6 protein-coding genes are annotated in these 11,132 nt (G+C 72.9%); 5 read left to right on the top strand and 1 reads right to left on the bottom strand.

Going from position 1 to position 11,132, the window contains the following annotated elements:
* The first annotated feature begins 834 nt into the window (after nt 1-834).
* The 4 genes from WBK31_RS21650 (at nt 835) to WBK31_RS21635 (ending at nt 4,312) form a co-directional block, all read left to right on the top strand.
* Entirely contained in the window at nt 835-1,389 is a 555-nt protein-coding gene (locus WBK31_RS21650; protein WP_406673044.1) for an alpha/beta hydrolase, read from the top strand.
* 19 nt (nt 1,390-1,408) lie between these two features.
* The gene (locus tag WBK31_RS21645) at nt 1,409-1,870 is read left to right on the top strand and encodes a GNAT family N-acetyltransferase (protein WP_364057482.1); all 462 of its coding nucleotides are present in this window, start codon (nt 1,409-1,411) and stop codon (nt 1,868-1,870) included.
* 37 nt (nt 1,871-1,907) lie between these two features.
* Entirely contained in the window at nt 1,908-2,510 is a 603-nt protein-coding gene (gene coaE / locus WBK31_RS21640) for a dephospho-CoA kinase (RefSeq protein ID WP_364054584.1), read from the top strand.
* Between the two features lie 191 nt (nt 2,511-2,701).
* Entirely contained in the window at nt 2,702-4,312 is a 1,611-nt protein-coding gene (locus WBK31_RS21635) for a glycoside hydrolase family 43 protein (protein WP_406673043.1), read from the top strand.
* On the opposite strand, the gene WBK31_RS21630 is transcribed toward WBK31_RS21635, so the two are convergent.
* Nucleotides 4,309-9,897: a TIR domain-containing protein gene (locus tag WBK31_RS21630; protein ID WP_406673042.1), complete on the bottom strand. Its 5,589-nt coding sequence runs from the start codon at nt 9,895-9,897 to the stop codon at nt 4,309-4,311. The genes WBK31_RS21635 and WBK31_RS21630 overlap by 4 nt on opposite strands.
* A 57-nt stretch (nt 9,898-9,954) precedes the next feature.
* Between WBK31_RS21630 and WBK31_RS21625 the strand changes: the two genes are divergently transcribed.
* On the top strand, nt 9,955-11,127 hold the full coding sequence (locus WBK31_RS21625; RefSeq protein WP_364054575.1) for an SLC13 family permease: 1,173 nt from the start codon (nt 9,955-9,957) through the stop codon (nt 11,125-11,127).
* The last annotated feature ends 5 nt before the right edge of the window (nt 11,128-11,132 follow it).

The raw sequence follows: 11,132 nt of genomic DNA, 5'->3' as shown, positions 1-11,132 counted from the left end.
TGGGGAGCCGTCGGCCGTCGCTCCTGGGCGTGGTGGCGCGGTGAAGAGACCGCCTTCGGAGCACCGTGCGGCACGCGACGAGGAGCATGAGCGGCTGCCGGGTGGGCGTGATGCGCTGCGTGGGCGGGCGGGGGAGGGCGTCCGGGCCGGGCGGGTGATCGACGAGCGGAGGATCACCGCCGCCGTGCTTGCCGGGCTTGAAGCGCGGCGGTGGCCGGAGCTGGCCAGGGCGCTCGCCGCTGCAGAGGAGGGCGATGTCCGGGCGCTGGCGGCGCTCGCCGCCGTGCGGCGGCCTGACGCGCCTGCCACCGTCTCCCGTGCGATGCACTGCCACGACTTCATGCCCGTCGTGCCCGGTTACCGGAGCTTCCTGCGCATGGAGTCCCGGCTGCGTGAGGTGGCACCTCGGGTGGGGTGGCTGACCGCTCGCTACGAGGTCGGCAAGTGCCTCGGCTTGGACACCCGCCCGAGCTGGCGGCCTCACCCCCTGCGGATCGACCGGTCCCGGCTGACCGGTGCTGAGGAGTCCGCGCCGGCCGGAGGTGGTGACGAGTCCGCGCCGGCCGGAGGTGGCGGGCAGCCCGCGTCAGCCGGAAGCGGCGAGGGCCGGCCTCTTCGGGAGCGGCCGGAAGCCGGTCGGCGCGGACCGGCGCCACCAGCCCTTCGCCCCACGGCCGCGGCGTATGGGAGCCCGGTGCCACCGTCCCCACGCCCCGAGGCGGTGACGCTTCTGAGCCCAGCGGCCTCGGCGCCTCGCCCCGCTATGGTGCTGGGTCGGAGGTCGGCGCCGTCGGTTCCTCGCCCCGAGGTGGTGCCGGTGATGATGCCGGCTCCGTGGGCCGGAGTGGCGGCGAACCGGAGGCCGGTGGTGGTGACCCCTTGCTCAGAGGTGGTCGCGGGCCGCAGGGCAGTGCCACCGGCTCGGCGGCAACCCCGGACGCGGGTGCCGGCCGCGAAGTGGATGGTGAGGTGGGCCGGACCCGTGGTGGCGAATCGGCGGTCATCGGTGGTGGCGGGTCGGCGGATGGCGATGGCGGTGGGTCGGCGGTCATCGGTGGCGGCGGGTCGGCGGGTGCCGATCGTGGTGCGTCACGAAGCGGTCGTGCTGCGCGACCCGCTGAGAGAGGGTCAGGGGCGGTTGTACTGGTCGGGATCGGGCGGCTCGACGTGGTGAGCCCGCCTGCGGCGGCGGCTCGGCTGGCCAGGCAGATCCCCGGCGCGGTGGTGCTGTGGCACGGGGACGGGCACGACGCGTACCTCCTGCAAGGGGCCGCCAAGCTGCGGGCCGCCTGCCTGCGGGCACGCGTGCACGACTTCCTGGTCAACGGCGTGGTGCCCAAGCCGCGTACGGTGTGCCCCGGCGAGCTCACGGCGGGGGAGGGCCGCTGAGGGTAGGCTGCGACGGGTGGTGATCGAGCAGGCGGTGCCCGACGACGCGGGCGAGGTCCTGACCTTGCAGCGGGCGGCCTACGTCAGCGAGGCCCAGCTGTACGGCGACCCCTACATCCCGCCGCTGGTCGAGTCGCTCGAACAGGTGCGCAAGGTCATCGAGGACGCGGTGGTGCTCAAGGCGGTCGAGGCGGGCCGCATCGTCGGCGCCGTACGCGGCCGCCTGGCCGGCACCACCTGCCTGGTCGGCCGGCTGATCGTGGCCCCCGACCTCCAGGGCAGAGGCATCGGTACGGCCCTGCTGCGCGCCCTGCACGAGCGGGTGCCGCAGGCGCAGGCGTTCGACCTGTTCACCGGTCACCTGTCGGAGGCCAACCTGCGGTTCTACCGGAGGCTGGGCTACCGCGAGACCCACCGCGAGCGCATGGACGACCACCTGACCCTGATCCACCTGCGCATGACGCCGGAGCCGGCGGCCTGAGGGACCGGCGGGGATGGCGGGCGATAGGCTTTCCCGCGTGTTGAAGATCGGGCTCACCGGCGGGATCGGTTCCGGCAAGAGCGAGGTGTCCAAGCGGCTCGCGGCCAAGGGCGCGATGGTGATAGACGCCGACGTGATCGCCCGCGAGGTGGTCGAGCCCGGCACGCCGGGGCTGGCGCGGGTGGTGGAGACGTTCGGCGAGGATGTGCTGCGTCCCGACGGCTCGCTCAACCGGGAGAAGCTCGGCTCGATCGTCTTCAACGACTCGGAGAAGCTGGCGGCGCTCAACGCGATCGTGCATCCGCTGGTGGGGGAGCGGGTGGCGGAGCTGCAGCGTACGGCCCCCGACGACACGATCATGGTGTACGACGTGCCGCTGCTCGTGGAGAACAACCTGGCCTCCATGTACGACGTGGTGATCGTCGTCGACGCCCCCGACGAGCTGCGCATCCGCCGCCTGGCCGCATACCGCGGCATGGCGGAGGCCGACGCCAAGGCCCGCATCGCCGCCCAGGCGAGCCGGGACGAGCGGCTGGCCGCCGCCGACATCGTGATCCCCAACGACGGCTCGCTGGAAGATCTGGACGCCCGTGTGAACGAGGTCTGGGACGAGCTGCTGCGCCGTGCGGCCCACGCCTGAGCCTGCGCGCCTTTCTGCGGTCGCCTTCTGCGCCTGAGCCCTTCAAAAGCCTGAGCCCTTTGAAGGCGGTCCTCGACTGAGAACCGCGCATGCCCTGTTCGCAAGGGTCTGTCCCCAAGATGCCTTGACGGCATGACATCCTTCCCTGACGATCAGAAAGATCGACCGGCAAGATCGTGGAAGGATCGCCGATGCCGCGCACGTCGCCGTGGCGGGCCGCTCACGTGGTGCTCGCCGCACTCATCGTCGCCCTGAGCCCGTCGATCCATGCACCCGCCCAGGCGGAAACGGCATCAGCCCAGGCCCAGCCCGCGGCCGCACCGGCCCAGCCTGCGGCGGCACAGGCCCAGACCATAGCGGCACCGGCTCAGGCCGTAGCGCCACGGGACCAGGCCGTAGCGCCACCGGCCCAGGCCGTAGCGCCACCGGCCCAGGCCGTAGCGACTTCGGCCCACGCGGCCTCGTACGAGCCGAAGCCCGGCACAGCGCGCGCGGCCGACTCGTTCCGCAACCCGGTCAACCCCTCCGCCGACCCCAGCCTGATCTACCACGACGGCTCCTACTACGTGGCCACGACCAGGGGCGACCGGATCGGCATCTGGCGGTCGCGCAGCCTGGCGACGCTGCTGGCCGAGCCGGAGCAGGTGGTGTGGCGGGACGGCGACGCGAGCCGTGACAAGCAGATGTGGGCGCCGGCCTTCCGGCACGTCGGCTCCCGCTGGTACATCTACTACACGGCGTCGGACGGGGTGGACGCCAACCACCGTATGTACGTCCTGGAGTCGGCGGGCGACGACCCCATGGGCCCGTACGCGTTCAAGGCCAAGATCGCCGACTTCGGCGAGTACGCGATCGACGGCGAGCCGATCACCCACAACGGGCAGATGTACTTCGTCTGGGCGGGCCCCGGCCGCGGCATGGGCGGGCCCGCGCAGCTCTACATCGCCCGCATGAGCAACCCGTGGACGGTCACCGGCGGCCGGGTGGCGATCCCGGCGGACGGCGGCTGCCCCGAGGTGCGCGAGGGACCGACACCGCTCTACCGCAACGGCCGGACGTTCCTCACCTACTCGACGTGCGACACCGGCAAGCCGGACTACCAGCTCTGGATGCTGAGCATCGCCGACGGCGCCGACCCGATGGTGACGTCGAACTGGCGGCAGCACCCGGGGCCGGTGTTCTCGAGGAACGACGAGACGGGCGTGTGGGGCCCCGGGCACCACTCGTTCTTCCGCTCGCCCGACGGCACCGAGGACTGGATCGCCTACCACGCCAAGAACACCAGCACCTACACCTACGACTTCCGCACCACCAGGGTGCAGCGCTTCACCTGGAACGCCGACGGCACCCCGCACTTCGGCCGCCCGCTCGCGGCCGGCGCCACCCAGCGGCTGCCGTCCGGCGACCCCGGCGCCGCCACCTCGGTGATCAACGACTTCGACCCGCAGGTCACGTACGCGGGCACCTGGCAGTCCGGCTCGGGCTGCGGCAACCAGTGCTTCTGGGGCAACGACCACTGGAGCGGCCAGGCGGGCGCGACGGCGACGGTCACGTTCACCGGCAGCCGGGTTGCGCTGCTGAGCGTGCGCGACCGCGGCAACGGCATCGCCGCCATCTCCATCGACGGCGGCCCCGAGCAGCGAGTCGACTACTACAGCGGGATCCGGGTGGGCGAGCAGCTCAACTACCTGAGCCCGGTGCTGCCGTACGGCACGCACACGCTGCGCGTCCGGGTGACCGGCGAGCGCAACCCGGCCTCGGGCAGCACCGTGATCAGCATGGACCGCATCGAGGTCTACTAGAACGGCTCGTCGAGCGGCACCTGACGCACCTCCGGCAGGTACGCGTCCAGCTCGCCCAGCTCGAACCGCGCCATGCCGACCACGTGCCAGAACTGCCCGCCCGGCTCGCCCTGCACCTTGTAGCGGCCGTCGGGCGCGATGGCCGCCCACCCCTCGGGCAGCCCCAGCAGCGTCGCCAGCCGCCGGTCGCCCTCCCAGAGGATGACCACGCCGTCGTCGCCGGCGCTGGCCAGCAGCTCGGAGTCGGGTGCGGGGCTGAAGGCGACCGACCAGATGCGGCGGTTGTGCCCGGCCAGGATGCGCCGCAGGTCGCCGGTGGCGGCGTCGTAGATACGGATGAGCGCGTCGTCGCCCCCGGTGGCCAGCAGTGAGCCCGTCCCGTTGAACGCCGCGCTCCACAGCCGCCCCTCGTGCCGCAGCGTGTGGACCAGGCGCGGCGCCAGGCCGGGCGGCAGCTCCCACACCATGGCCCGGCCGTCGTTGCCGGCGCTGACGAGGTGGCGCCCGTCGGGGGAGTAGGAGACGGAGTAGACCCGGTCGGTGTGCCCTTCCAGGACGGCGACCCGGCGTCCTGTGCGGATGTGCCAGACGCGGACTAGCGTGTCGTCGCAGCCGGTGGCCACGTAGGCGCCGTCGGGGCTGAACGCGATCGAGCGCACCCTGCCGCGATGCTCGGCCAGGTTGCCGGAGAGCCGCCCGGTCGGCCGGTACCACAGGCGTACCGTGTCGTCGTCGTTGGCCGTGGCGAGCAGGTCGCCGTCGGGGCTGAACGCCTCGGCCCACACGTGCTCGGTCTCGGCGTTGAGCTCGCGCTCGTAGTCGCCGGTCGCGGCGTTCCAGAAGTGCACGCCGCCGTCGTTGCTGGCGGTGGCGAGCACCGGGCCCGCGGGGGAGAAGGACGCCGAGATCAGCCGGTCGGAGCTGCCGGTGAACTCGCGCAGCCGGCGGCCGGTGCGCGGCTCCCACAGCCGCACGATGCCGTCGTTGCCGCTGGTGGCCAGCATCGAGCCGTCGGCGCTGAAGGCGACGGAGGAGATGCGGCGGCCGTGGCCGCGCAGCACCCGCTGGCACTGGCCGGTCTGCGGGTCCCACAGGCGTACGGTGCCGTCGTTGCTGCTGGTGGCGAGCTGCTGCCCGTCGGGGCTGAACACGAACGGCCACACCGAGCTGCGGTGCCCGGTCAGCTCGACCTTGCCGGAGTCGCCGACGCGCTGCAGGCGCACCACGCCGTTGGCGTCGCCGCTGGCCAGGATCTGCCCGCCGGGGCTGAAGGCGACCTGGTAGACGCTGGTGGCGTGGGTGGTGTGCACGCCGCGCGTCTCGCCTGACGAGGTCCACAGGCGCACCGACCCGGCCGTGTCGCCGCTGGCCAGCAGCGTGCCGTCGGGCGAGAACGCCAGCGAGTAGACGCTGCCGAAGTGGCCGGTCAGCTCGTGCAGGCGGGTCCAGGTGGCGGTGTCCCACAGGCGTACGGTGCCCGCCTCGTCGCCGGTGGCGAGCAGCTTGCCGTCGGGGCTGTGCACGGCGCGGTAGACGCTGCCGCGGTGCTCGCCCAGCGTCTCCTTCATCTGCCCGGATCCGATGTCCCACACGCGCACGACGCCCGCGGCGTCGCCGGTCACCAGGGCCGAGCGGCCGAACGACGCGGTGTAGATCGGCGCCTGGTGCCCGGCCAGCTCGTGCAGCAGCCGGCCGGTGGCGCTCTCCCACACCCGGACGATGCCGTCGCCGCCGCCCGCCGCCACCAGGTCGCCCGAAGGGCTGAGCCGCAGCGGCCAGACGCCGCCCGGGTGGCCGTCCAGGCGGCGTACCGGCTCGCCGGTCAGCGCGTCCCACAGCAGCACCACGCCGTCGCTCGCGCCGGTCGCCATCAGGTCGCCGGCGAACGTCACGGCGTAGACGCGGCCCCGGTGACCCTGGAGCGTGCGCACGGGCGCGCCGCCGACGCACAGCAGCACGCCGCCGTCCTCGTTGCCGACCGCGATGGTCGCGCCGTCGGGGCTGTAGGCGATCGGCTCGGGCAGGCGGCTGTTCTGGAAGTGGTAGCCGTACGGGACGCCGATGCCGGCCGGGGCGAACTCCACCTCGACCGGCTGCCCCGGCACCACGGCGGCGCCGGGCAGGCGCGGCAGCGTGCCGGTCACGTCGATGAGCGTGGCGCGGTGCCAGCGGGCGCCCTCGACGGCCGCGTCGCTCAGGTCGACGCGCGCCAGCCGGGCCCCCGACAGGTCGGCGCCGCGCAGGTCGGCCCCGGTGAGCTGGGCGCCGTCGAGCCTGGCCCCGGTCAGGCGGGCCTCGCGCAGCACGGCCCTGGACAGGTTCGTGCCGACGAGCGTCGCCTCGGACAGGTCGGCGCCGGTCAGATCGACCTCGCGCAGGTCACGGGCCGACAGGTCCTCGCCCTTGAGGTTGGCGCCGCGCAGGTCCGTACGGGCGGGCGTGCGCAGCCTGGCGGCGATCTTGACGGCGTTGGCGCGGGAGACGTCGTCCTGCGGCGGGTCGTTCACCCAGGCGCGCAGCGCCCGCACGTCGGCCAGGTCGCACAGGAACTCCACGGTCAGCGCCGACAGCGGCCGGCGCGACAGCAGCTCGGGGCCGTCCATGGTGGCGGCGATGTGGCGGGCGATCAGCCACTCCATCACCGAGGTGTGGATGAACCCGAACATGCCCTCCTCGGTGCGCACCAGCAGGCTGCCCGAACCCATGCGGAACGCCGCGTGCGCGGCCGTGAGCTGCCCGTCGGCCAGGTCGGTCAGCGTCTCGCCGATCTCGGTCAGCTCGTCCATGCCGAGCAGCGACTCGCCCGACTCCCACAGCCGCACCGCCAGCGCCGTCACCGCCTGCCACAGCTCGTCCACGCTGAGCCCGCCGGTGGAGCCGGGAACCTTGGCCCGCCGCTCCTCGAAGGTCAGCCAGGAGGTGAGGATCTCCTCGTACAGCAGGGCCGGGCTGATCGTGTGGCGGGCCTGGGCGACCGTACGGAGGCGGTCGGCGTCGAGGTCGGCGATGAAACTCAGCATGCGCGGGTTCTGGGCCAGCGCGAGCAGGTCCTCCATCTCCCGCATCAGCGCCATGCGGGCGCCCGCCTCGGCGTCGTCGCCGAACCTGTTGGCCAGGTAGGAGCTGATCTGGTCGGGCGCGAAGTTCTCGACGCCGAGCACCCGCCGCTGCGGCAGCACGCCCACCATCTCGCCCAGCGAGGTCAGCACCTGGCTGTGCGACTTGAAGTGCTGCGTACGGCTGGCCACCACGATCTTCGCCTTGTCCTCGGCCGCGGCGAGCAGCGTCGCCAGGTGGTCGGCCGCGCGGTCGTAGGTGAGCCGGGTCACCAGCTCGTCGAACCCGTCGAACAGCAGCACGATGCGGCCCTGCCTGAGCAGGTAGCGGAACGCCTTGAGGTCGATGACCTCCTCGCCGTGGCTCGCCAGGTGGGCCGCCACCAGCGCGTCCACCGAGTGCGCCTTGTCGAGCGCGCGCAGCTCGATGAGGATCGGCGTCAGGTGGGGCAGCTCGGTGGGGATGCGGCGGGCCAGCTCGCGCAGCGCGAACGTCTTGCCGTGGCCGAAGTCGCCGAGCAGCAGCACGAAACGGCCGTGGTCGGCCGACAGCAGCCGCATCAGCTCGTCGGTCAGCCCGGCCTTGACCTGGCTGCCGGGGCGGTCGAGCTCGCGGTAGCGCTGGGGGACGTACAGGCTGGGCGGGTAGCGGCGGTCGGAGGTGAGCCGCGCGGTCTGCTCGGCGACGTAGCCGCTCAGGTCGAGCAGGCCCTGGAACTCGGTGAAGCTGCGCAGCCGCACGCCCTTGCGCATGAGGTCGTCGCGGACCGCGCGCGGCGCGGGCGGTCCCTGATAGACCAGCTCGGCCGACAGCCCGGCGGCGTGGGCGGTGCGCACGAACGCGGCGGCGCTCTCCGCGGTGACCTCGCCGACGTACGCGCCGATCATGGTCTGCCGGACGAACCCGTCCTCGGGGTGCGTGACCACGAGGTGGGTGTCGAACCTGCGGATCCTGGCCCGCTCGTGCCGCGCCTCGCACACCTCGGCGATGCGGTCGAGCAGCAGCTCGACGGGGCTGGGCGCGCGCCGCTCCGGCTCGGGCGCGGGCGGCGGCGCAGGCGGGGTCTGCCCGGTGAACGTGGTCTGCGCGGACCGCCACCTGGCGCGCACCCGCTCGGGCAGGCCCGCGTCGGGCAGCCATGTGCGCAGGCCGTCGGGGCCGATCTCGATCACCTGGTGCCGCCCGGCGCGCGGCGCGGCGATATGGCCCTCGCCCGCCGGGCCCGTGCCGCCGTGGAAGAGCAGGTTGAGGCGGTGGCCGAGGAGCCGCTCGTAGGTGGCGGCGTCGCGCAGCTCGGCCGGCGGGTGGCCCATCGCGCCCAGGCGCAGCCACGCGCGCTCCTCGTAGGGGCGCAGCCGTTCGGCGAACCAGGCCGCCTGCGCCTCCCCGATCATCGCGTACGCGTCGCGCTCCAGGTGGCTCATCGCCATCGTGGAGTTGAGCCCGGCCACGACCACCTGCAGGTCGGGCACCTCGAACATGGTCCACGGCTGCCCGCCGTCGAACACCCGGTCGTCCAGCCCCTGGTAGACCTCCCCGAACAGGGAGGCGAAGTGCCGCCACTTGGGCCAGTAGGGCGGCTGCGGCGCGACGTCGTCGGCCTCGCAGGTCAGGAAGTAGGCGCTGGCGGCGGCCTTGGTGACGTCGCGCGGGCCGGGCAGCAGGATGAGCCGGTGCGGCTCCAGGCCGAGCAGCAGCCGCAGGTCGGTGACGAACCGGGTGGCCTGCCCGAACTGGCCGAGCGTGCCCGACTCGGTGAGGTCGCCCGCGATGACCATGAGGTCGGGGCGCGGCATGCCGCGGTCGTACATGGCGGTCAGGTCGGCCCAGATGCGGGCCTGCATGTCCTCGGGCGTGAACGGGTCGCCCGGGTCGGGCAGCGCCCGGCCGAAGCGGGGCCCGCCGATGTGCAGCACGCTGATCGTCTCGCGCCCGCGCCCGGTGGCCGCGGCGGGCGGGAACGTCGGCGCGGTCACCGGCCTGCGCCTGGCCCTGGCCGGCTCGGCGGACTCGGGCAGGGCGGGCAGGGCCGGCGGCGGGGCGGGCACGGACGCCGGCACCGAGGAGCCGTCCGGGAACGCGGGCGGGACCTCGGGCTTGGCCCGGCCCGCCAGCGCCTCCCTGACCCGGCCGAGCAGCAGCGCCCTGGCCTGGCCCGGGTCGGTGACGCCCAGCAGGTCCACCCAGGTGATGGTGGACAGCAGCCCTTCGAGCGGCACGTCCTCCAGGCGGATGGTGACGAGCTTGTTGGACGGGTTGTCGGGGTCGGCGCGCAGCGCGGCCTGCCACTCCATGCGGCCGTAGCGCGAGCCGAGGTAGTTGCGCGAGAGCACGGCCACGACGAGCTTCGCCTCGCTGACGCCGCGGTCCATGAAGTCGATGAAGTTGGTGCCGGGCACGAAGTCCCACGCCTGGATCATGGTCTTGTAGCCCGCCGCCTCGAGCTCCCACGCGATCCAGGTCGCCCAGGCCGTGTCGGCCGGGGAGTAGCTGACGAAGATGTCGATCGGCCTGCCGTCACGTGCCATCTGCTCAGTATCTCCTGTGGGATCGGCGTTTTGCAGCGTGTGTGCGATCATCGTCAGGTGTTGCGGCGTCTTGGCGTACTCGACTGGATCAGGATCGGGCTGCTGATTCTGGGGCTGGTCTTCGTGGCGACCGGGTTGCTGCCGTGGGAGGCGGCCGTCGAGAGCCTGAGCGAGATCGGGCCGCTGCTGGTCTTCCTGGTGGCGATCATCGTGGTGGCCGAGCTGACCAAGGAGGCGCAGGTCTTCGACGCGATCGCGGCGAGGATGGCGGTGCTCGGCCGCGGCAACTATGCCGCGCTCTTCCTCCTCTGCACGGCCTTCGCGTCCCTCGTCACGATCTTCCTGAACCTGGACACGACGGCCGTCCTGCTCACCCCCGTGATGCTGGCCCTGGCGCCCCGCGCGCGCATCGCCGCGCTGCCTTTAGCCATGACAACGATCTGGCTGGCCAACACCGCGAGCCTGCTGCTGCCGGTCTCCAACCTGACGAACCTCCTCGGCATGACCAAGATCGGTCTTACCACGCAGGAGTTCGCCGCCCGCATGTGGGCGCCCCAGCTCGCCGCGATCGCGGTGACGATGGCGTTCCTGTGGGTGTTCTTCTGGCGCAGGGGCGAGCGGCGCGATCTGCGCTACGTCCCACCGGTGCTGGAGCCGGTGGCCGACCGGGTGCTGTTCGCGACGGCGGCGGCCGGCTGCCTGCTGTTCATCGTGCTGCTGCTGCTCGGCGCGCACGTCGCGGTGGCGGCCGTGGCGGCGGCGGTCATCGTCGTGGCCGCGTTCCTGGTGCGCGCCCGCGAGCGGCTGAGGTGGAGCCTGATCCCGTGGCAGCTCATCATCTTCGTGACCGGGCTGTTCCTGGTGGTGCCCACGCTCAGCGGCAACGGCCTGTCGGCACTGATGACCTGGCTGATCGGCACCGACGACGATCCGCTGCGCATCGCCGCCGTGGGGGCCGGGCTGGCCAACCTGATCAACAATCTGCCGGCGTACAAGGCGGTCGAGATCGTCATCCCGGCCGTCCAGCAGGACCACCTGCTGGCGCTGCTGGCCGGCACCAACGTCGGCCCGGTCATCACGCCGTGGGCGTCGCTCGCCACGCTGCTGTGGTTCGAGTCGTGCCGCCGCCACGACGTGACCGTGCCGATGCCGCGCTTCCTGCTCACCGGCGCCGGCCTCGCCGTCGTGGGCACGGCGGCGACGGTGTGGGCGCTGGTCGCGTTCGGCTGATCGTT

The sequence above is a fragment of the Nonomuraea sp. N2-4H genome, from assembly GCF_045291505.1.
Classification (GTDB): Bacteria; Actinomycetota; Actinomycetes; order Streptosporangiales; family Streptosporangiaceae; genus Nonomuraea; species Nonomuraea fastidiosa.
This window is presented reverse-complemented; position numbering and strand designations above follow the sequence as displayed.

Coding starts and splice junctions, on each gene's coding strand:
- WBK31_RS21630 (WP_406673042.1), bottom strand. CDS start 9,897: ATGGCACGTGACGGCAGGCCGATCGACATCTTCGTCAGCTACTCCCCG.
- WBK31_RS21635 (WP_406673043.1), top strand. CDS start 2,702: ATGCCGCGCACGTCGCCGTGGCGGGCCGCTCACGTGGTGCTCGCCGCA.